12 protein-coding genes are annotated in these 23,375 nt (G+C 51.1%); 10 read left to right on the top strand and 2 right to left on the bottom strand.

The genetic code is table 11. The annotated features are described in order from the left end of the window. The first annotated feature begins 113 nt into the window (after positions 1-113). From HFP08_RS05550 to HFP08_RS05575, 6 genes are all read left to right on the top strand, one after another. Positions 114-1,112 (top strand): Gfo/Idh/MocA family protein, encoded by a 999-nt coding sequence (locus tag HFP08_RS05550; protein WP_168119551.1) that lies wholly within the window; start codon positions 114-116, stop codon positions 1,110-1,112. Continuing rightward, positions 1,105-2,052, top strand: a complete 948-nt coding sequence (locus HFP08_RS05555; protein ID WP_240941109.1) for a Gfo/Idh/MocA family oxidoreductase — start codon at positions 1,105-1,107, stop codon at positions 2,050-2,052. Before HFP08_RS05550 ends, HFP08_RS05555 begins: the two co-directional genes overlap by 8 nt. A gap of 169 nt (positions 2,053-2,221) precedes the next feature. Further along, positions 2,222-3,127 (top strand): ABC transporter permease, encoded by a 906-nt coding sequence (locus tag HFP08_RS05560; RefSeq protein ID WP_240941111.1) that lies wholly within the window; start codon positions 2,222-2,224, stop codon positions 3,125-3,127. A gap of 18 nt (positions 3,128-3,145) precedes the next feature. Then, the gene (locus HFP08_RS05565; RefSeq protein ID WP_168119552.1) at positions 3,146-4,009 is read left to right on the top strand and encodes a carbohydrate ABC transporter permease; all 864 of its coding nucleotides are present in this window, start codon (positions 3,146-3,148) and stop codon (positions 4,007-4,009) included. 206 nt (positions 4,010-4,215) lie between these two features. Then, positions 4,216-5,787, top strand: coding sequence for an extracellular solute-binding protein (locus HFP08_RS05570; protein WP_168119553.1), 1,572 nt, complete (start codon positions 4,216-4,218; stop codon positions 5,785-5,787). A gap of 451 nt (positions 5,788-6,238) precedes the next feature. After that, a complete protein-coding gene (locus HFP08_RS05575; RefSeq protein WP_206109187.1) occupies positions 6,239-11,623 on the top strand; it encodes an S-layer homology domain-containing protein in 5,385 nt (1,794 codons plus the stop codon). A 468-nt stretch (positions 11,624-12,091) separates the two neighbouring features. On the opposite strand, the gene HFP08_RS28970 is transcribed toward HFP08_RS05575, so the two are convergent. Further along, on the bottom strand, positions 12,092-13,342 hold the full coding sequence (locus HFP08_RS28970) for a carbohydrate-binding protein (protein WP_206109188.1): 1,251 nt from the start codon (positions 13,340-13,342) through the stop codon (positions 12,092-12,094). A 374-nt stretch (positions 13,343-13,716) separates the two neighbouring features. On the opposite strand from HFP08_RS28970, the gene HFP08_RS05585 reads away from it, so the two are divergent. From HFP08_RS05585 to HFP08_RS05600, 4 genes are all read left to right on the top strand, one after another. Further along, positions 13,717-15,315 (top strand): copper amine oxidase N-terminal domain-containing protein, encoded by a 1,599-nt coding sequence (locus HFP08_RS05585; protein ID WP_168119555.1) that lies wholly within the window; start codon positions 13,717-13,719, stop codon positions 15,313-15,315. A 52-nt stretch (positions 15,316-15,367) separates the two neighbouring features. Beyond that, entirely contained in the window at positions 15,368-16,360 is a 993-nt protein-coding gene (locus HFP08_RS05590) for a methylenetetrahydrofolate reductase (RefSeq protein WP_240941112.1), read from the top strand. A gap of 90 nt (positions 16,361-16,450) precedes the next feature. Continuing rightward, positions 16,451-17,938 (top strand): DEAD/DEAH box helicase, encoded by a 1,488-nt coding sequence (locus HFP08_RS05595; protein WP_168119556.1) that lies wholly within the window; start codon positions 16,451-16,453, stop codon positions 17,936-17,938. A 30-nt stretch (positions 17,939-17,968) separates the two neighbouring features. Beyond that, on the top strand, positions 17,969-18,403 hold the full coding sequence (locus HFP08_RS05600; protein ID WP_168119918.1) for an SET domain-containing protein: 435 nt from the start codon (positions 17,969-17,971) through the stop codon (positions 18,401-18,403). 421 nt (positions 18,404-18,824) lie between these two features. Here HFP08_RS05600 and HFP08_RS05605 read toward each other — a convergent pair whose 3' ends face one another. Then, positions 18,825-23,063 carry a glycoside hydrolase family 9 protein gene (locus HFP08_RS05605; protein ID WP_168119557.1) on the bottom strand — a complete coding sequence of 1,413 codons (4,239 nt, stop codon included), beginning with the start codon at positions 23,061-23,063 and terminating at the stop codon, positions 18,825-18,827. Between the last annotated feature and the right edge of the window lie 312 nt (positions 23,064-23,375).

Genomic DNA, 23,375 nt, shown 5'->3' on the forward strand with positions numbered 1-23,375 from the left:
CGATTCCTTAACATTTCTTTAAAAGAGAATAGAACCGAAAGATTGCCTGATAGGCCGATGCGGCGGCGCTTGGTAAGATGATCCCCAGACCTAACTGGGGGAGGATGCTTAAAATGAATATTCGAGTAGCCGTCGTCGGAGCAGGCGGAATCGCAAGCGATCACCTGGAGGCTGCCGCGAAGATGGAGGAGCTCGCGCCTTGCGCTGTCGCGGATGTCCAAGAGGATAGGGCGGCGAGCATGGCGGCCAGGTATGGCATGAAAGCTTACAGCGATTATAAGCAAATGCTTCAGGAAGAGAAACCCGATATCGCGGTTATCACCTTGCCGCATTTCCTTCATAGGGAAGCCGCCATATTCGCGGCCGAGCAAGGTTGTCATATTTTGCTCGAGAAGCCAATGGCTTTGAACACGGCCGAATGCGACGAAATCGCGGAGGCGGTATCGAAAGCGGGCGTGAAGCTGCTTGTCGGTCATACGCAGCATTATACGGAAACCAATCGTGCGGCGAAGAGATGGATTGAGGAAGGAAGGCTCGGGAGGCTGGTCATGATGAACGACAGACGTCACTTGCCTTACGATAAGCCGACTCGTCCCGACTGGTTCTTCGAGAGGGCCAAGGCAGGCGGCGGCATCTTAACCAATCTGGGCTCGCATACGGTCGACAAGATACAGTGGCTGATCGATGGAAGGATTACGAAGGTGAAAGCGTCGGTCGATTATTTCCTCGGCAGGGGCGATATTGAAGGCGGAGGAACGGCATTCTTCGAAACGTCCAAGGGCATACCGGCCGCAATGTCACAGTCCGGTTATCCCGGCGTTCCAATCGATGAGACCGAGCTGCTGTTCACGAAGGGCAGCATGAAGCTAATCTCGGGCGTCGGACTCTGGGTCAGCGAAGGAGGAAGCTATCGGCAGGTTGAGGTAAGCATACAGGAAAATCCTTTCGTGCTGCAATTTCAAGATTTGCTGGACAGCATTAGAGAGGATGTGGAGCCTTCTTGCTCGATCGCTTATTCGAGAAGCGTGGTTGCGGTCGTGGAAAGCATCTATCTGTCGAATCAAAGCGGTTGCGAGAGGATTGTGAATCAGGGAGGGGAGCCAATTGCGTAATGGGCATGAAGGCGGAAACGAGCAAAATGAGCCGCTGCGCATCGGGATGATCGGCTTGGACAATTCGCGCGTGCTTGCCTTCGCCAAGCTGCTGAACGATGAGCGGCAGCCCGAGCCTCTCAAGTCGGCTAGTTTGGTTGCCGCTTGGCAGGGCGCGGCGTCGGCCGACTTCGCGATGAGCGCGACGCGTATCGACAACTATCGCGAGGCGCTGAAGAACGAGCATGGCGTGCGCATGATGGACAGTTTGGAGGAGGTGGCAGCCGTTTGCGATGCCTGGATGCTGGAGGCAGTAGACGGCAGGGTGCATGAGGAGCTGTTCGCGCGAATGGTGCCATACCGCAAACCGATCTTCGTCGACAAGCCGTTCGCCTTGGATTCGAAAGCGGCGGAGCGAATGATCCGGCTCGCTTGGGAATACGAGACGCCGTTCATGAGCTGCTCGGCGCTCCGGTATATGGAGTCTTTGGTCGTCGCGATGGCAGAGACGGAGCCCGATGCGATTGCAGGTGCCGATTTCCACGGGCCGATGCCGCTTGAACCGACGCAGCCCGGCTATTTCTGGTACGGCATTCATATGGCGGAGATGCTGTTCAAGGCCATGGGCGCCGGCTGTGAAGAAGTAAGAGCGGTAAGAACCTCCGAGCATGATGTCGCAATCGGCGTATGGAGGGATGGCAGGATCGGTACGATTCGCGGTTATCGGTCAGGCAATGAAGCCTTCGGCGGCAAGCTGCATCTCTCGCGAGGATCTTCTGGAAGCCTCTCCGTTCATGAAGGCGGCAAGCCGTTCCTCGCGGCGATGATGGAGGACGTGGTGCAATTTTTTCGAAGCGGCAGGACGCCGATCGATCCGGCCGAGACCTTGGCGATTATTCGCTTTCTCGAAGCGGCGAATGACAGCATTCGACTAAACCAGGCAATCAAACTGAAGGCGTAACGGCCGCAAGCAGCAAGACTTCAACAAATTAAACTACGCATTCCTTAAGATTATTAGTCGATTTCTATATAAACACAAATGTGCGAGGAATCGAAAGTATGAATCATTGTCGACTGGCCGACACGAGGATAAGCTTTGAGACATAGACACAAGGACAGGAGGACAAGAGATGGCGCATTTTCGAATGAGGTGGAACAGAGGCAAGTATCTCATGCTGTTGTTTCTGCCGGCGCTCGCGTACTACATTTTATTCAAATACGTGCCGATGTTCGGAATTTTGATTTCATTCAAAGATTACAACACCTTCAAGGGGATCTGGGCCAGCGATTGGGTGGGGCTCAAGTATTATCGACTGTTTTTCGAAAGTCCGGACTTCTTCAAGCTGGTGAAGAACACCGTCGTGCTAGGAATCTACAAGGTGGTCTTCGGGTTTCCGGCGCCGATCATTCTCGCATTGCTTCTGAACGAGGTTCGTCGATCCGTCGTGAAACGATTCGTTCAATCGATCAGCTATCTGCCGCATTTCATTTCGAATGTCGTTGTGGTCAGTATGCTGTTTCTCTTCTTATCGCCGACGAACGGCCTGGTGAATCATTTGATCGAATGGATGGGCTATGACGCGATCAACTTCATGCAGACAGACAGCTATTTCCGCACGATCTATGTGCTATCGGAAATTTGGCAGCATGTCGGCTGGGAAACGATTATATATCTGGCGGCGCTTAGCGCGATCGATCCTCAGCTCTACGAAGCGGCGAGGGTCGACGGAGCAACGAGAAAGCATCAGCTGCTGCATATTACGTTGCCGGGTATTCGGTCTGCCATTATTATTTTGCTCATTCTCAATCTCGGTCATATGCTGGACATCGGCTTCGAGAAGGTGCTGCTCATGCTCAATCCTTCGATCTATTCGACGGCTGATGTGCTTAGCACCTATGTGTATCGGACGGGCATTCAAGCGATGAATTACAGCTACGGCACCGCCATTGATTTGTTCACCAGCATCATCAATCTTACGTTTATTCTCACTGCAAACTGGATCAGCCGCAGAACAAGCGATACGAGCCTATGGTGAGGAAAGGGGAGTTCAAACATGAAACCGAAATTCAGCGCCTTTGATTTCTTCCTGTACTTCATTCTGTTCTGCGTGGTGGTATCGGCTCTGTATCCCTTCATCTACATGATCGCTGTATCCTTCAGCGGAACGGTGCCGGTCCTGAAGGGGGAAGTATTCCTGTGGCCCAAGCAGTTCAATCTCGATACCTACGCCGCCGTATTCGATAATCCTCAGATCGGAAGAGCGTATATCAATACGATTATCTATACGGTATTAGGCACGACGATTTCGCTGCTCGTCAGCGCCGCTGGAGCCTATGCGCTCTCGAAGAATCACATGCTGCTTCGCAAGACCTTTATGATTATGGTCGTCATTACGCTGTTCTTCAGCGGCGGCATGATACCCACCTTCCTGGTCGTGCGAAGCTATCATCTGATCGATACGATCTGGGCGATGGTTCTGCCCTTGGCCGTCAGCTCGTGGAATTTGATCGTCATGCGAACCTTCTTCGCGGGCATGCCGCAGGAGGTGGAGGAGTCGGGCAAGATCGACGGGCTTACCGATGTCGGGATTTTCTTCCGGCTGGTGCTGCCGCTCTCCAAAGCGATTCTGGCGACGATCGGACTATTCTATGGCGTCTCGATCTGGAACAATTTCTTCTCCGCGCTTCTCTATCTGAGAGATGCTGATCTATATCCGCTCCAGATTATCGTCCGCAACATGGTCCTGCAGGGAAGCAGCGCGAACGGAGCCGGCAACATCGGCGGAGACAGCATGATCATCGATGAAGCGTTGAAATACGCCACCATCATCATTACAACGGTTCCCATCCTTATGGTCTACCCGTTCCTTCAGAAGTATTTTGCGAAGGGCGCGCTAATCGGGTCGGTCAAAGGTTAATATAGATGTAATGGGAAGTAAGCGGTATGGAAGTGGGCAAGAGCAAGAGGGTAAGTGGCAAGTGGGCAAGAGTGCAAGAGGCAAGTGGGCAAGTGGGCAAGAGTGCAAGAGGCAAGGTGAAGAGTGCAGGTTCAAGAAATCTGCTGCCTCCAAAGCAGACGTTATTGAGCATCCTCTAAAAAAGATCAGGGAGAGTGGGGCAAGGTATGAAGAAAAAGTCAACGATGTTTATGGCCGCTTTAATGGGAGTCAGTCTGGTGCTGGGCGCTTGTTCGAACAACAATAACGGTAATAACAACACAGCTCCGAGCGCAAGCGCGGATACCGGAGCAAGCAGCAGCCCGAGCGAAACCTCAGCTGCGCTGAAGGATCAAACCTTCACATTCCTCAACTACAGCAATCCAAGCTGGCCGTACGACAAGAACTGGGTCGTGTACGATTATATCAAAGAGAAAACCGGAGTCACGCTGGATGTGCAAATTCCTTCAGGCAACCTGCTGGAGGATGCGACAAGCCTGGCCATCGCTTCCGGGGAAATGCCGGATCTGATCTGGTCGCAGTCGAAGGCTTCCGCCGATAAGTTCGGCCAGCAAGGCGCGCTGGTGAACATTCTCGACTATGTGGACGAAATGCCGAACTTCAAGGCCTGGATGGAGGATCATCAGACCGAAACGCAGAATATGCTGTCCTCCGACGGCAAGATGTATGAATTCCCGAACTCCGGACTGGGCGAATCGAACCGCCGCACGTGGATGTACCGCGAGGACATCTTCAAGGAGCAAGGGCTGTCGACGCCTAACACATGGGACGAGCTGTATGAAACGCTGAAAAAGCTGAAAGCGGCTTATCCGGACAGCTACCCGCTGACGTTCCGCAACGGCTTGCGCTACTTCTATGACTTCGGAGCGGGCTTCAACGTCTCCGCTGAAATCGAGAAGAACAAGGCGAGCGTGTACATGGACAGTGAATCCGGCGAGTTCAAATACGCTCCGATCCAGGACGAGTACAAGACTATGCTGGAATATTTCAACAAGTTCTACAAAGAGGGCCTCATACCGAAGGACTTCCTGACAATGGATACGAAGATGTGGCAGGATATCGTATCGACGAACCGCGCCTTCATCACACTTGATTACATGGGCCGGATTGACTTCTTCAACTCCGCGCTTCGCCCGGACAACCCGGACTTCACCATGAATTTCATGGCTCCTCCGGCTGGCTGGGAAGGCGGACCGCAGCATAACGCGTATACGGCGGTATCCGAGGAAGGCTTCATGATTGCTTCCACTTCGAAGAAGATCGACGACATCGTGAAATTCATTGACTGGTTCTACTCTGAAGACGGCAAGCAAACAGTAAGCTGGGGCAAGGAAGGCGAGACGTACAGCGGAGATTCCTTCATTAAGGATTATGCCGATATTACCGATTTGAGAAAATCAACCGGTCTGTCGACAGACGGCACGTATGCCTGGTTCGACTTCGACGCTCATATCTCGGTGTCTTCGCCGGAGCTGCAATCCGCTTATGAGCAAGCGCCGAAATATGACGGTGCGAAATCATCAACGCTGGCGTTCACGCCGGAAGAGCAGCAAATTCTGAGCACCAAAGGCGATTCGCTGAACAGCAACCGTGACGAGAATCTGGCGAAGTTCATCATGGGCACGCGCAGCTTCGACGAGTGGGACAAGTTCATCGACGAACAGAAGAAGCTTGGATATGAGGATATCGTGGCGATTTACAAAACCGCATACGACCGCGCGCAAGCAGCAGTAAAGTAAGCTTTATTGAAACTGTGATAAAACCTCTATCGAGTTCTCTCGAAGAGCGGCCTTTGTGGTAAGTCAAACCGAGAACAAGCCCCGTTGAACCAGCGGGGCTTGTTTGATACCAGGGCAGATCGGAAAAATGGCGTATTCTCATCGACCTAGCACCAACCAACAGATTCTAAGGAAGATTCATATCGTTAAACGACTGAATCTCCAGCCTGCGTGTTTCTAAAGAAGATGGATTTCGTTATTTCATCAAAGTGGGTATAATTTCGGCCCGAAACAATGGAATAAGACGATCAATCTTCGTTAGATTTGAAAATGAGGCCTTTTTATGAGTATAACGTTATCAGGTTTCGTTAGCGTTCCGCCTGGCTCCATCGAGCCCCCTTATCGAAGTCTGTCCGTAATGTTTTCGTTACTCAAAACTTTATAAATACTATTGTGGTAAGAAAGGATGACGATGATGAATCTTCTTTCAATTAAGAGAAAGCTTTCTTCCGTAATGGCTGCGCTGCTTGTGGTCAGCTATGTTCAGCTCTTCGCGCCTGCGGATGCTGTGAATGTTGCGAGCGCGGCGGAGGACGGACCCGAGCAAACCTTCCCGATCTCGCTGCAGATTAATAATATGGATTCGGCGACGAATGCGACGGGAGACACGGTTGGAACAGCCGGAATAGCGGTTGTTGCGAATTCAGATCCGGACTATATAAAGGAAGGGACGGGCTCGAAAAAGTGGCTTCTATCCTATGTCCCAGATCCAACAAATCCCGATGTCTATGATAACGGAGCCGCGCTCATCTATCCGAAGCAAGCTCCAAATGTGGATTTGAACGGTTATTCCACGCTAAAATTTTGGGCCTACTCCATGAAAGCCAGAACAGGAGATCAAGCAGAGAAGCAGATGCTTGTTCGATTCTATATGAAAGGCGATTCGCAGTATTACTCCTATCGCCTCTCTCTGGACTGGACAGGCTGGAAGGAAATCGAGATTCCTCTTCAGACTGTGAAAAGCCAAGCGAGCGATAGTGCAACGATCAAACCATGGGGGCCTCTCGACTATATTCGATTCGACCGGGCCGCGTCTTCCGGAACGAATCATGATCCAGAATTGCAAATTTATCTTGATGATATGCGGCTGACGAATACGGCTGAAGTGTATCCGGCTGCATCGGACAAACCATCCGGCGAGTATAAGAACAAGGTAACGCTTCATTTGTCTTCGTTATCTCAGCCTTCCGTCTTAACTAGCGTTTATTATAAGAGAGAGGGAGTGGACAGCGATTTTCAGCTATATTCAGCTCCGCTTACCTTGACGGAAGACACGACGCTCATTACGAAGGCATCCATTAATGGCGTAGATAGCAGTGAAACAACGTATAACTATACGTTCATATATGGAGAGTTTGTAGAAAATGCGATAGTCGATTTGCCTGCCGGCACCTATGCTGAGGAAAAAACGGTTACCCTTTCTTCCGAAACCGCAGGCGCGTCCCTCTTCTATAAGTTCGAAGGCGAGGATAATGATTTTAAACCCTATACGGAGCCTATTGTATTGGATCATCCCGTGACACTGGTTACAAAAGCGGTGTATAACGATATTTCCAGCGATGAGGTCAGCTATTCGTACAACATTGATCTGTCTGGAAGCAGCAGTATCCCGATCAGCGATATGGAGAATTTCACAGGATGGACGAATACGACGCCGACAACCCATCAAGCGGTCTTGGGACAGAAGTCGGGACTGTGGACCGACCCGACGTCGGCTATTAATGTGACTGGATTTAATGCGCCTTGGGACGAGAATGATCAGATCGAATTCTGGTTGTATTCGGACAAGGTATCGTACAAAAAAATCTATTTTATTCTGGAAGCGAATATTCCCGATCCGGGCTTCGACTATTTCATGAGCACAATCACTGTGGATTGGACGGGTTGGAAGAAGATCGAGCTTCCGTTCAACAAATTTCTGAATTCGACGGGACTGGCGGATTTGGCAAATTTCCATCAAATTATTATTCATCCGAATTGGTATGATTCGGAAAACCCCGATCCTACGGACAAGCTATACTTCGACGGCATGGCCGTAACGAAGAATGCTGTAGAGCCGTCGATCAACAAGATCGACAAGAGTGCGCTGCCTGACAGCACGCTGCATTATTCCTTCTCGCTCAAAAATATCGGCAACGCGGATACCGCATATGGCATTGCTCCGAAAACAGCATTTCCGGCAGGCTATGAGGTGTCTTATGACACAATGACGGCTGTTGTTGCGCAAGGCGAAGAGACGGATGTCGATATTGAGGTGAAGGTGCCGGAGGGCGCCGCGGCCGGGGATTCGAAGCAGGCCGTGTTCACGGTAACGCCGCTGCAAGGCGGCAAGCAAACGAATATCGAATTGAATGTGAAAGTCGGTTCTCCAAGAGTTCCTGCCAAACAGCATCCTTATGTGATGGTGTCGCAAGCACAGCTCGATGCCGCGAAGGAGAAGGTAGCGACCTATGATTGGGCGCAGGATTATCTCGATGCGATTCAGCTTAAGGCCGACGCCTGGGTGGACAAGACGGTCTATTACCCGTCGAAGCCGGGCGGCGAAAGCTCTCTGTACACTTGCGGCGACACGCCGCTCGTATTCGAGTACGACAAGCCGCATGAGCATCTTTGTCCGGACGACGATACGTATCATACCGGCGATGATCTTGACGCCGCTTGGCGTTTCACCGCGCATACGGTCAACATCGAAGCTGCGCGCAATCTGGCATTGGTTTACGCTTTGACCGGCGAGGAGAAATACGCAGCGAAAGCCAAAGAAATCCTGATGAACTATGCGGCGTTGTATCCGAGCTATCCGCTGCAGGCTCTGAACGGGAGACTCTATTATCAGTCTCTGGATGAAGCGGTGCAAATGATAGAGCTGGTGCAAGCCTATGATTTGGTAGAACCTAGCGGTTTGTTCACTATCTCCGAGCAATACGATCTGGAGCAAAACTTATTCGCGCCATCCGCGAAGACGCTTCAAGGCTACGATGTAGGCAAGTCCAACTGGCAAACCTGGCATAATGCCGCTATCGGCGCGGTTGGAGCCCTGCTGGAGGATCAAGCTCTAATGGATTTCTCTGTAAAAGGAAAGAGCGGATTCGAATTCCAGATGGCTAACAGCGTATTATCCGACGGCTTCTGGTATGAGGGCGCCATCGGCTATCATTTCTACGCGCAGTCGGCGCTGCTCTATCATGCGCAGGCGCTGAAGAATAGCGGCTATGATCTGTTCGCGAATCCGAACTTCAAGAAGACCTTTGACGTCACGCTGCAATACGCATTCCCGGATCTCGGCATTATTAACAGCAATGACTCGGGCAAATATCCGACGAGTCTGGCGGCTCCGGGCAGAGTGGTGCCGAAGGATTACGAGGAAGTGTTCGCGGAATATAATGATCCGGCGTACGGTGCGTTGCTGGATACGCTCTATAACGACAAGCAGCGTCCAAGAGGCGGGTTTGTCATTCCGGGCGATATCAATTCCGGCATCGTTGGGGAAGAGGCAGTATTTTATGGGGAAGAGATGATTCCTACCGGGGGCTCGTTGCCGTCTGACAGCTATAACTTCACTGGACTCGGTCATTCCGTGCTGAGAGCGGGAACGGGCGACGATCAGTTATACGCGCTGGTGGATTACGGTATTCACGGCGGCTATCACGGTCACCCGGATGAGCTTCATCTCGAGGTATTCGGGAAGGGCGAGCGTCTGGCTCCAGACCCTGGCATCCCGCCATACAGCAACTCGATGTACGAATCCTACTACAAGAAGACATTCGCGCATAATACGGTAGCGATTGACGGTAAGACGCAAAACGTGGAAGCGGAGATGGAGGTCAACGAACCGACCAAGCTGTTCCTGACATCCGAGCCGTTCAATATTATGACGAATACGTCGAGCAAGGCGTATGCGAATATGAATCGTTATGAGAGAACGGTCGCTGTCACAAAGGATTATATGATCGATCTGTTCTCGGTGGAATCGGATACGGAGCGTACATTTGACTGGATCATGCATGGACTTGGCGACTTTACGCTGGGCACCGACATGTCCCTCTATGAAGAAACGCTGGGAACAGAGGATGCGTATTCCTTCTTCCGCAATGGTCAGGTTGCAGATGTGAATGGCGCATGGGAAGGGCAGTGGAAGAAGGAAAGCGGCAACGGCTTGAAGCTGTTCAGCTTGACCAGCTCGGCGGAGCACCCATCCGAGATGATCGTGGGCGAGGCTCCTGGACCTGCAAATGATACAAGCAAGTACATGCCGACGCTTGTGAATCGCGTTGAAGGTACGGAAGCGCAATTTGTCAGCTTGCTGGAGCCTTTCAACGGCACGAGTCAAATCGAGAGCGTGGAGAAGACGGGAGCGGGCCAGATTGAAGTGAATCTGAAGGACGGCCGCACGCAAGTGTTCTATTATAATAGCGGCGTAGAATCGGCCGGCAAGCTTCAATACTATTATATGGATGGCAAAAACTATGGGGCTGAGGATGTAGAGGTGACTGCGGAACTGGAGGGCGATGTATTGACGTTGACGTCGAGCGAACCCGCAGATCTCATTAGCGCGAGCATCGTAGTATACGCGCCTGAAGCATCAACCGTAATGTGGAATGGCGAAGAGGCTGATTTTACGAGTAATAACGGGTTCGTCATGGTCAGCGCAAGCGATGAGTCGGCGGAAGAGCCGGGCGATGGTGATGGCGGCGACGGCGGAGATACGGACAATAATGGTGGAGACAATGGCAATGATGATGGAAATGGTAATGGCAATAGTAACGGCAATGGGGGAGGCGGCACAGGAACAACCAATCCTTCATCCAATGCTGGCAAAATAGAGAAGGAAGTTCCTGTCGGCAGCAACGCTCAATTATCTCTTGGGAACAACGAGTTTGTCGTTAACATTCCTGCCGGATCTATGGGCGAAGTCGTGAAGTATGTGGTGGAGAAGCTCAGCGACGCTAACGTATTGTCGACCATATTGAAAGGCAGAAAGGATGTTCTGAGCTCTGTCTTTGAGGTGAAGAAGGACAAAGAAGGATTATTCTCGGTTCCGATCAAGCTGCGCTTCAAGTTTGATCCATCCAAGCTGGAGGAAGGGCAAATCGCTTCCGTCTACTATTACGACGAGGATGCGGGGGAGTGGATTCCGATGGGCGGAACGGTCGATGGCGATTACATTGAAGTCGAGTCGAACCACTTGACGAAGTTCGCTGTTCTGGCCGCAGAAGCGCCAGAAGAAGAGACAACGGAGCTGACAGATATCGACGGCCACTGGGCGCAAGCGGATATTGAGGCTGCGGTCGAGGCTGGCATTGTCCATGGTTATACGGATGGAAGCTTCCATCCGGATCAATCCGTGACGCGGGAGGAGTTCAGCGTCATGCTGATGAACGCTTTGCAGCCTGAAGGGAAAGCATCGCAGGAGCTTGCCTACACAGATGCCAGCACGATTAGCGATTGGGCAGCGGTTGCTGTGGCTTTGGCCAGTGAGGCTTATATCGTGTCCGGCTTCGAGGATGGCAGCTTCCGTCCAGGACAGCAGATGACAAGAGCGCAGCTTGCGGTTATGCTGGCTAATGTGCTGGAGGACGGAGAGCAAACGGCGGACGGTACAAGCAGCAACAACGATTCGATGATATTCAGCGACGCATCTGCAATTCCGATGTGGGCCGTTCAAGCGACGGTTCGGGTGAAGGAAGCGGGCCTCATGATTGGCCGCAGCGGCAACAAATTCGTGCCGTCAGGCATCGTCACTAGAGCTGAAGCAGCGACTGTGATTATGCGTTTGTTGGAGGAGCAGTTGGGGAAGTAAGAGAGTAGTGAGAGAGAAGTAAGAATAAGATGAGTGCAAGAGCGTAATTGAAGGAGCATATGAGCCAACTTTCCAAGCCGGATCGTTGGTTCATGGGCTTTTTTTAATGCTCTTCCGTTCGGGACCCCGGTAGCTTTGCTCAATTTGCTTTCTGAACAGTAATTCCTCCAGTATAATTTGAAGAAATCATTGATATCAGCTTATATACTGGAATATGTCCTGCTTATTGGTCGTTCTCACTTTATGAGAGTCGTTTGAATGATAATATGCAGGAGTAATTCCTGTATATCAGGAATTATAGTCGATTAGACGTAAATATACAGGAGAAATTCCATGACAATTACTGGTCAGAAAAACGAGAAAATCGAAATAAAATTGGCATATGTGGAGAAATAAGCAGGAGCGAATCCAGTATATGGACCGCTCCTGCTTATTCTCACGGCTTCATGTTGCCGAAGCCCCTCCCACTCAATAAAGCTTCGTAATCTTCCACCAATTAATATCGAATCCGCCGCCAAGCGCGTAGATTCCGAACTGATGCGTGCCCGCCGGGATAGTTACCTCATGCGAGACCGTACGGTAGCTGGACCAGCTTCCCGTGTTGGGTATATCGATTTCTCCCAGCACCGTATCGCCTTCATTGATATCGAGCGATATTCTGCCGCCGCTGTTTGGGGAAGCGACTCGGTATTCGACGAGATATTTGCCGGCGCTTGGGATATTGACATTGCCGAAGGCGAGCCAATCCTGATAATCGATGCCCCCGACATTCGAGCCGCCGCCCGTATCCGACGTCGGTTCCGTCATAACGCCGCTCATCGAAGTATAGTTCTCAGCCTGCAAGGTATTCGTATAGCAGCCGCCTGCATCCAGCTCGCAGATTTCATTGGGGTTGGTGGACACCTTGAGATCATCATACCAAATCCACGAATCATTGGCCGGCGCGAATGAGGAGGTGGCGCCTCCGAAGAAGGAGGAGAAATACGCCTTGTCGATCTTATCCGAATTGCGGACGAAGCGAAGCCCGCTAATATTCGCGGCCGAGACGCCGTTATAATAAATTTGGATTTCTCCATCCGGATTGGCGTTGCCGTTCGTCACGGTATTCACCTTCAGACGCTGCACGATGTTGATCCAAGTGCCTTTCGAATAGTAAATATCCGAGCCGTTCGGGTTCTTAAGCACCGCATAATCCCCGTATTGTCCGGCGTTGCCCATATGATAATAGTAGATCGCCGCTTGTCCGCCGCTGCGCCAGATCATACGCGAGCTGAAGCCGTTGTAGCCCGTACATACCTGACCGCCGGAGCATGCGCCTCCGCCTGCCAGTCCGAGTCCGAGCTTGCCCGCGAATTCAGTCGTGCCCCAGCTGAAATCGCTGCTGAAACGAACCCAATAGGACAAGTAGTATTCATTGCCCGGCGTCAGCGTGAATGGAGCTTGTGCGCCGGAATTTTGCGGATCAATCTGTCCCGCGGGATAGAAGACGCGCAGAGACTGACCGCCGGAGTGATTGAAGTTGTAGCCGTCAATCCAAGTGCGGTTGCTCATTCCAAGATCCCATGGCGCGCTCCAGCCGTCTAATCCCCACTCGCTGAGCGTATAAGCGCTTCCGCGAGCAGGGCGTTCGAAGGTGTTGATTTTGGGCGCGGCGAAAGCCGCCATGGTGTCGAGCGTCAAGAACAGAACCAATGCCAATACGAATGCTTTGATCTTCATAAAATACCTCCAATGTTCATAGTCCAATCAGGTCTCTTGCTTAGCGAATCGCCTGCTTTGCATAACTGATTTGAAGCCGAAATGGGGATTTCTTAATTTCCTTCACCCTCCGGAGGCAATCCAAATATTAGCATGAAGCATCGGAGTCGTATATTGTTCCATTGTCGGAAAATTCTCAAAAATATGACGGACGTCAAATTCGCTCAGATATCCTGTTAAGATTATTGTTGGATTTTAAGATTTTAGCCGGTACATCCGCAATGAATTTTTCTCAAAAAAAGTTTTTTCGCAAAAGAGTGATCCAAATCCGAACTCGTCTCGAATAAGAAGTATACGCAACAAAAACAAATCATTTCGAGGAGAGTGACGGATTTATGAAGCTTAGAAAATTAGCAGCTCCAGTACTTAGCTTGTCTCTATTGATGCCGGCAATGGCGCACGCAGCAGCCCCAACGACGACGAAGATGGATATGGAGAAGCCGACAGTGAACACGCCGGCGGTAGAACTCAGAGCAGGGCTCGACCACTTATTATCCGAGCATTTTGTATTAGCGGTCAAAGCGATGACAACCGCCTACGACGGCACGGCAGAAGAAGCGGAAGCGGCACTCGATGCGCTCGATCAGAACGCGGTCGATATGGGACCGGCAATCGCGTCCATCTATGGCGAAGCGGGAGCGACGCAATTCGAGAATATTTTCCGACCTCATAATATGTACACCGATGAAGAAGTGAAGGCGATGAAGAAGCATGATATTCCGGCGGTTGTGGAGGCGAGAGCCAAGGTCGATCAATTCGCCATCGATTTCGGCAACTTCCTGGGAACAGCAACCGAAGGCATTCTTCCGGCAGAGACGGCAATAGAAGTCGTGCGGTTGCATGAGAAGCAAGTGCAAGAGGTGTTCGATGCTTATGTAGCGGGAGATTACACAGAGCAATACGCGTATTTCCGCGAGGGCTATCAAGAAATGTTCACGATCTCCAAGGCGCTCTCCACGGCAATCGTGACGCAGTTCCCGGAGAAATTCGACAACACCAAGGCCGATACGAAAGCGGCGGATCTTAGATCGACGCTGAACAGCCTGGCAGCAGAGCATTTCGCGATTGCCACCATCGACATGCAGAAGGAATATGACGGCGCGAGCGACATGGATGCCGCTGCATGGGCTCAAGATGAGCATACGGCGGATTTCACCGCCGCTATCGAGTCCATCTACGGCGCAGAAGGCGCTGCGGCGTTCGAGAAGCTGTGGACGACCGACCACATTATCGCTCAGAGCGATATGGTGAAAGCGACGAAAGACAATGATGCGGCTGCACGCGCTGCGGTAATCGACAGAATCAACGGCTTCGCGAAGGAATTCGGCGAATTCCTCGGAACAGCTACGGCTGGCAACCTGCCAACCGAAGCGGCTCAAGAAGCGTTGATGAAGCACGAGAGTCAGGTTCAAATGACTTTCGATCAATATGTTGACGAAGATTACACAGCTAGCTACGATACGTTCCGTGAAGGCTTTGGCTTTATGTTCGGCGTAGGGCAAGCGTTGGGCAATGCGATCGTAACGCAATTCCCGGAGAAATTCGAGGATCATATGACAACGGTATGGATGAAGATTAACTCCAATCAACTTATCGTTAATGATAAAGTTACGATGATGGACACCGTTCCAATGATGTCCGGCAACTTTACCTTTATTCCGCTTCGTTTCCTTAGCGAAGGCATCGGCGCCGAGGTGAAATGGGATGAGGAGAATCAGGTTGTATGGGTAATGGCTGGCAAGGATACGCTGAAATTCTGGATCGGGAAGGATTTCATGGAAGTGAACGGAACGATGATGGATGTAGGCACTAAGGTATTTATCAACGAAGACGGACGCACGCAAGTACCGCTTCGCTTCATCGCCGAATTGCTTGGCTGGGATGTCGCTTGGGGCGACGACGACTACTCTATCACACTGACCAAATCGATGTAATTTTTTCCTGAATTGCTGTAATGGAAGCCATTCCTTCGCGGAATGGCTTCTTTTGTTGCGGCGACTGATGGTATACTTGTATCATTACGCCAAGAAGGACGGGAATTCATTTATGCTGCGAGAGAAGATTCTGAACAAACAGGCGGGCATTCTGACATACGGCATGACGCCGCCCAAAGCAAGCCACACGCCTGAGAAAATCGCGGAAATCGCGCTAAAACAATTCGAGCGCATCAAGGATTTGAAGATCGATGCGCTTATTCTATACGATGTGCAGGAGGAAGCCGACCGCATTGACGAGGAAAGACCGTTTCCATATTCACAGACGCTGGATCCAACGCTTTACAGCAAGCATTATTTGAATGACCTCCAAGTTCCGAAGATTATTTACCGCTGCGTGGGCAAGTATGATGAAGCGCAATTCGCGGAATGGATTCAAGCGGATAAAGGAGAAGACCGCTATTCCGTCTATGTCGGCGCTTCCTCCAGCAAGCAGGAGGTAAAGCTTGATATTACGACAGCGGCAAGGCTCAGCAAGGAGCTTAACAGCAAGGTGATATTCGGCGGCGTTGTCATTCCCGAGCGTCATATGACCAAGAATGACGAGCATCTCCGCGTTGTCGGCAAGGTAAGCAACGGCTGCGATTTCTTCGTTTCGCAGGCGACCTATAATATTGAGGCGTCTAAGGATTTCTTATCCGATTATTATTATCATTGCTTGAAGCATGAGCTTGAGATGGTGCCGATTCTGTTCAATCTGGCGCCTTGCGGCTCGGCGAAGACGCTTGAATTCATGAAGTGGCTGGGCATCAGCATTCCGAAATGGCTGGAAAATGATTTGAAATACTCCAGCGACGTGCTGGAGAAGTCGATCAGGCAGTCGCTCAGCATCTTCGAGGAGCTCCTCGATTTCGGCTTGGAGAAGGGCATTCCGATCGGTTGCAGCGTGGAGAGCGTATCGACAAGAAAGGTTGAGATCGATGCCTCCGTGCAGTTGGTAAGAGATATCAAAGCTATCATTGATAAGAAGGTAAATATCTCATAATCGGGAAATCTGCTGTTCTTTTACGGTGAAATATGGTATCCTGACTCGTTGCGATTTACTTAAAATATGAAGGTTAGATTAGGAGAATATATGACATTTCAAGAACTAAATTTAATTCCGCCTCTGCTCAAAGCATTGGAGAAGGAAAATTATACAACGCCAACCCCGATTCAAGAACAGGCCATTCCCGCTGTGCTGGCGGGCAGGGATGTGTTCGGCTGCGCGCAGACAGGCACGGGCAAGACAGCCGCGTTCTCGCTTCCGATTCTGCAATTGCTGAGCAAGGAGCAGACCCGTCCGCAGACAAAGCGTCGCATTCGCTCGTTAATCTTAACGCCGACCCGCGAGCTGGCTATACAAATTGCCGAGAATATCGAAGCATACAGCAAATTCATGAATATTCGATGCACCTCCATCGTCGGCGGCGTTTCGCAGAGAGGACAAGAGCGCGCGCTTGCGATTGGCGTGGATATTCTGATTGCGACTCCGGGGCGGCTGATGGATCTGCTCAATCAACGTCTCGTCGATCTTGGACATGTGCAAGTGCTGGTGTTGGATGAAGCGGACCGCATGCTGGACATGGGCTTTATCAATGATGTGAAGAAGATTATTGCCAAGCTGCCGAGCAAGAGACAGACCTTGTTCTTCTCGGCTACCATGCCGCCGGAGATCGAGAAGCTCGTTCAAACCTTGCTTGTGAACCCCGTGAAGGTGGAGATCACGCCAGCTTCGACAACGGTGGAGCGCATTAAGCAAAGCGTTTATTTTGTCGATAAGACAAACAAGCAATCCTTATTGAATGAGCTGCTAAGCGATAAGTCCATTGCTTCCGTGCTCGTTTTCACGCGCACCAAGCATGGCGCGGACCGGGTTGTTCGCGGCTTGACGAAGCAGAAGATTACCGCTCAAGCCATCCATGGCAACAAATCGCAGAATGCAAGGCAGAACGCGCTGAACAGCTTCAAGAATGGAGCAACCAGAGTGCTGGTTGCTACGGACATAGCGGCTCGAGGCATTGATATTGAGGAATTATCGCATGTTATTAATTTTAATTTGCCTAATATCTCGGAGACCTACGTTCATCGGATCGGCCGTACAGGCAGAGCAGGGCAAAGCGGCATCGCCATCTCCTTCTGCGAGCAAGAGGAGATTCCTTATCTGAAGGACATCGAGAAGCTGACGAAGCAGAAGATTCCGGTAGTGGAGGAGCATAATTTCCCGATGACAGGCGAGGCAGCGCAGATTGCGTCTTCCGTTTCGGTTAAGCCGGGCGGCACCGGGAACAAGATGAGGCAAGGCGAGGGAAGCAAGCAAGGACAGGCTCAGAGCTCGAAGTCATCGCAATCGGGCAAGGGAAGAGGCGGCTCGAACGCTTCCAAGCATCAGAATAGACCCAATTCTCAGAAGTCTCAGGCTAGCGGATCGAGGACTCCTGGCAGTGCGTCTAAGCCGCAGTCGAATGCGTCCAGTTCGAAGTCGAAGGCACCTAAGCCGCAAGCGAATGATCGGAAGCCGCAGAGCAGCGCGCCGAAGTCGAAGAGGCCGCAGTCCTATTGGATGAAGCCCCCGACCCGCTAACCTTAAGTAAACGACAAGCAGGTGATCATGATGATTGAGGTTCGAACCTCGAAAATTAGCAAAGGCGAGTTCAACAGAGGGGTGTTCGCCACGCAAGATATTGCGAAAGGCACCTTGGTGCACGAAGCGCCGGTCATTCCGTCGGTGGATGATGATGACGAGCATTTGGACAAGACCGTGATGGCGGATTATGTGTTCGAATATGGCGCGAATCATACGGCCATCGTGCTTGGCTATGGCAGCCTGCTCAACCACTCCTATACGCCGAATTTAATCTATGAGATCAACTTCGACAATCATACCTTTGAATTTTATGCGTATCGGGATATCGTCGCGGGCGAAGAGCTGTTCATCAATTATAACGGAGAAGTCGATAATATGGACCCGCTATGGTTCATGGATGATTATGAGGAACGAATGAAGGCGGCGGCTGACAAGGAGAAGGAAGAATCTGCCGAGAAGTAAAGGCACGGATAGACCTTGATAAGAGGCTTGGATGAGCCAGACGGAACGCTAACGAAACCTGATAACGTTAAGACCTTAAAAAGGCATCCTATTCAAATCTAACGAAGATTTATCGTCTTATTCCATGTCTTCTGGCAGAAATCATGCTCAATTTGATGAAATAACGATACCAATCTTCTTTAGATTTACGCAGGCTGGAGATTCAGGCGTTTAACGTTATGGATCTTCGTTAGGATCTGATAGCTGGAGATAATCAAGAATGGACGGCGCAGGAAGGCATCCAGTGTCTCCTTCCTGTAGCTAGGCTTGCCCATTTGATGCTACAAATTTCGTTTTGTCGGAGAGTATATTGCATAACGGAGAACGCCCCTCATCCAAATGAACAATGGATGAGGGGCGTTTTGTAGTTCGTCCGGTTTATCTAGTTGCTCACAACAAAGTTGTCGAAGTACGCTCTCGTGTGAGCATACGTTCTTGCGCCGATCTTGCCGCTGCTGAAGGTAGAATCGGTTGTGTTCAGTTTCAGCACACCGTCCAGATAGGCTTCAATCGAATCTCCGTCCAGAACGATTTTGTAATGGTAGGACGTATCCGGCGCAATGGAGGCTGAGGTGAACGCGACCGTCGATTTCACGCCGCCGACATATTTGACAATCTCCATATTCCGGCTTGTTGTATTATCCGTATTCTTGATGAACATCACGTAGAAGTTGCTGGAGTCGACATATCGGAACACGAGTCCGGCATCGTCATTTCCGCTGGAATTGCTTGTTACATTCACATCCGCATCCAGCGTGTAGTCGGTCCAACCGGAATCACCGGCTACGAACAAGCTTTGCGTTCCGCCTGCGACGCCTTCAAGCTGATAGCTGCTTGCGTTCCATGTTCCGCTTGTTGAAGTCCAGCCGGTTGTATCGCCGTCGCTGAAATCATCCTCGAACAGCGTTGATGTAGGCTGAGACACTGTTGGTCCAGTGACGACTGTGGTGCTTATCGCATCCGACGAAGTATCCGTCGTATGGAAGTAATACGAGTGAATACCCTGCGGAAGCTTGGTTGTGTACGTATATTGATTGCCGTCCGTGTAGTCTGTATCCGCAACATTCACTGGATCCATGACATGCACGACGCCATCTAGCAAGAGCTCTACCTTGAATGGAGCCTCGTTATCCGCATCCGTGTACGTCACATCGAAGGTATAATCCGTCGAAGTATCTCCAGTCGTGTTGTCCACGCCTCCAGAAGTAAGCGTTGGAGCCGCTCCCGTGGTATCATTCGTGAATTCGATATCATCCATAAGCATTTCGCCATAGGTTCCATCCGTGCTTTTCAGATAGAACGTCAATGTAATCGATTCCTTATCCATCTCATAAGGGAAAGAATCAAGATCGATCTTATAGGATGTCCATACGCCTGTCGGAACGGAAGCGAATCCGTTCAAGAGGGAGAAGCTGTGCGTGCCGTCGCTGATTCCGGCGGAGATCTGTTCGTTAGCGTAACCTGGATTCTTGAGATCGAAATTAATATATTTGTAGCCTCGAGCGTCGAATTTGTCATGCCATGCCTGATACTTCGCTTTGGCGCTGCTGGAAGTCGGCGTATACGAGAATTTACCAACGGATCTGCCGTCTACGGTTGCCTTTGCGAAGGTGGCCGTTCCGCCGTTATTATTAGGATCCGTCCACCAGCTTACCCATTCGCCGCTTCCGCCCTTCGAGCCCCAATAGCCGCCGCCATTGAAGTCGTCGTACAGGAAGGAATGCGATGGATCCGGAAGCTCGGGCGCAATCGTATAATGCGTTGAGCTGTAGGTCATGTTGCCCGAAGCATCGGTACCTCGAACATCAATCCGCTTTGTCGCCAGCGGAGCGGATGCGCTTTCGTCCACGACTCCCGAGTAAGCGTCGCCTGAGACGCTCATCGCCGTATACGTGCCGCTTGGCTTGTACTCAACGGCACTCAGGCTGCTTGCGGGATCGGCGAAGATAGTTACGTCGCCGCGCACGTAATCGCCAATAATCGGCGAAAGAATAGGCATTTCGACCGGAACGGTGCCCGCGCCTGAAGTTACGCTGTCCGTCGCGGAAAGCGCCATTACGGTGTAGAGCATGCCTGCCTGAATACTGATGCTGAATTCATTGTAACGCCACTGCTGCGTATCGTCGCTGTAGAGAGAACGATCTTCATACCATGGGCTGTCGCTGAACGGGTCTTTCGTATTTTTCATATTCGGACCGCTCACCATAGCTCCTGGTATAACAACGCCTGTTGCCGTGGAGGTATTGGCTTGTTCATCTAATCTCGAATGCAGGAAGTCCACATAATCGGTTCCGATGCCGGACACCCAACTGATATTCCAAGGATTCTCCCCATAGACCCAGTACATGCCTTTGAGCACGGCGCGCAAGGCTGCCGGATCGCCGAACAGCTCATAATAGCGCATGGCGTCGCCGACGTAGGACATATGCGGCTCATTGACGCCGAAGTTTTTGAATTGATTCAGAACGCCATAAGGCGTGTCATCCTGCGAAGAGATGAAGAAGTCCAATTGCTGCTTCAACAACTCCTGAATTTGAGGCTGCAAGGAAGTGCTTGCCACCGGATAAAATTCAGCCAAGGACATCGGGCGCATATCCCAATAGTTCGTACTGGCCAAATCGTCGAAGGTCAAGACGTCAATTTTGTCTTCCGCAGCGTCCTTATAGTCCGTATTGTTCGTTAGCAAATACAGCTCTACATCGGCAAGCAGCATCGAATTGTCGATTCCGCCTTTCGTGGAGTAGCCTCCCATCGGATCGGTGGGATGTGCCGTTACATAATCATAGAAGACTTCCGCCGCATCCTCGTAATCCGCTGCCAATGCCGTAAGGGCGGCAACTTGGGATGAATCGATATCTCCTTCGGCAATAGCCATCGTTATTGCGCGCGCGGTTGCCGCCAACGTGCCTGCAGCCTTCGCGGCGCCGCCGATATTGTAATTGGTAATGGTGCGGTCATCCGCGGTTCCCGGAATATTATCCGTGGATGTCTCGGGATGATGGAACGAGGTGTTGTTCTTCAGATCGTACATCGCGCCGCCGAATTGATCGGCGAATTTCTTCACATAGTCGCTGCCGACGATGGCCTCGTCGATTAGATCCGGAATGCCGTTGCTATCATTGTCGTAGGCGACAGCGGTTTCGCCTGCGTAACGGACATAGGCTAGAGCGATTTCGGCTCCTACCCACTGGTTGCCGCCGTATTTGCCATAATCGCCGGCATCATACCAACCGCCCGTCAGATCGTATTGGGTCGATAGATCCGCGGACGAAGCATCGTCCAAATGTCCCGCTTCATGATACACCTTCTCGGAAGGCGGCACGGTGCTGTAGCCGTCGGGGTACGCATCCTCGGTCGCTACGCTTGCCCGTTGAATGCGATAGAAGGCGGTCATCTCATCTTTGTAATTATCCCAAATATTCGTTGCGATCTGGAACGGATAGGAGGAGACGCCATTCGATACGATGGTGTAGTTGGAGCCGGTCGCCGTTACGGCGGAGAAGTCTGCCGAATACACATGCTTGCCCCATGTTACGCCTTTGTCAACCAATGTTCCTGAGCTTACGACAGTCGTGCCGCTCAGCACGTCGAAGCCAAGACTCGACAAAGGCTCCGTGGAAGTCACCTGAGCGTTCTTGAAATCATTGGCGCTGTATCCCGCTTGGCTGACGACAACGTCAATGACTTGCGAGGACTGGACCACTGTCGGTCCGGATACAGGAGTGGTTGCGACTTGGTCGCTCGTCGTATCCGTTGTACGGAAATAATACGAGTGGGAGCCTGGAGGCAGCTTTGTTACATAAATATAGTCCTTGCCGTCGCTATAGGTGGAGTCGAGCGTGTCGACTTCGTTCATATCGTAAGCAACATCGTCGATAATGAGCTGCATAGCGAATGGCGCTTCATTGTCCGTGTCAGTGTACGTCGAGGTGAAGGTGAAGGTCGTGTTCTGATTATAGGTCGAAGTCGTGTTCGCCGACATATTGTTGCCGGTCAGCGTAGGCGCCGTGCCCGATGCTACGTTTGAAGCCGAGATGGAATCGACCAGCAGCTCGCCGTATGAGCCGCCGCTTTGGCGCAGCCACAATTCGTAGATGACGCTGTCTTTGTCAATGGCGGGGGAGAGAGCGTCGAGATCGAACTGCAGATCCGTCCAAGTGCTTGCGACAGACACCCAGCCGCCGGTCAGATTGAAGCTGTGGGACCCGTCATTGGCTACGAATTTGATCAATTCATCCGGATATCCAGGGTTTTTGAGCGTTAAATTGACATAGCGATAGCCGTTCAAGTCCGTCTTCTCATTCCAAGGCTGGAATTTCGCCCAGGAGGAGGCGGAATCCGGCGTTTGCGCGAAGACGCCGACATCTCTTCCGTCTACCGTTGTTTTGGAGAAGGTTCCTGTGCCTCCAGCCTGGTTGTACCAGTTCATCCAAGCCTGATTGAAAATGCCGCCACCCGAGAAGTCGTCCCAAATTTGCGGAGAGCTCGGACCGGGAAGAGGATCGACCGCGGCGGAGGTCTTGGAAGGCGCTAATACAAATACATTCAGCGTCAAAACCAAACCGAGTCCCATATAGAGCAGCTTGCGGGATTTTTCCTTCAATCCATGTTTTTTTAACATTAATGAACCTCCAATTTTCTATTTTTTTGCCTCTGCCTAGTCATGATGCAATCTTGCGATTAAACGTCATGAACCGATTACACCGGCCTCACCGCCTCTCGAATCAGCATAATCTGAATGCGCTTTCACCTAGATCATAGAGAAATAGAAGAGAGAATACTATGATATAAATTGACATCAATGTGATCAATTTCAGCATATTAAATTCGACATGCGTTTTGGGCAGGAGATTCATACATGCCGTAGAAGGGGGATGCAAAGCTTGAAATTCATCACGATGATCTTGTAATCTATCATCGACTTTCGACAGGA

Source organism: Paenibacillus sp. HB172176 (assembly GCF_011947265.1).
GTDB lineage: Bacteria > Bacillota > Bacilli > Paenibacillales > Paenibacillaceae > Pristimantibacillus.

Excerpts from the sequence above, each read along its gene's own strand:
- HFP08_RS05600 (WP_168119918.1), top strand. The coding sequence starts at position 17,969 with ATGATTGAGGTTCGAACCTCGAAAATTAGCAAAGGCGAGTTCAACAGA.
- HFP08_RS05595 (WP_168119556.1), top strand. The coding sequence starts at position 16,451 with ATGACATTTCAAGAACTAAATTTAATTCCGCCTCTGCTCAAAGCATTG.
- HFP08_RS05605 (WP_168119557.1), bottom strand. The coding sequence starts at position 23,063 with ATGTTAAAAAAACATGGATTGAAGGAAAAATCCCGCAAGCTGCTCTAT.
- HFP08_RS05575 (WP_206109187.1), top strand. The coding sequence starts at position 6,239 with ATGATGAATCTTCTTTCAATTAAGAGAAAGCTTTCTTCCGTAATGGCT.
- HFP08_RS05585 (WP_168119555.1), top strand. The coding sequence starts at position 13,717 with ATGAAGCTTAGAAAATTAGCAGCTCCAGTACTTAGCTTGTCTCTATTG.
- HFP08_RS28970 (WP_206109188.1), bottom strand. The coding sequence starts at position 13,342 with ATGAAGATCAAAGCATTCGTATTGGCATTGGTTCTGTTCTTGACGCTC.
- HFP08_RS05560 (WP_240941111.1), top strand. The coding sequence starts at position 2,222 with ATGGCGCATTTTCGAATGAGGTGGAACAGAGGCAAGTATCTCATGCTG.
- HFP08_RS05570 (WP_168119553.1), top strand. The coding sequence starts at position 4,216 with ATGAAGAAAAAGTCAACGATGTTTATGGCCGCTTTAATGGGAGTCAGT.
- HFP08_RS05550 (WP_168119551.1), top strand. The coding sequence starts at position 114 with ATGAATATTCGAGTAGCCGTCGTCGGAGCAGGCGGAATCGCAAGCGAT.
- HFP08_RS05565 (WP_168119552.1), top strand. The coding sequence starts at position 3,146 with ATGAAACCGAAATTCAGCGCCTTTGATTTCTTCCTGTACTTCATTCTG.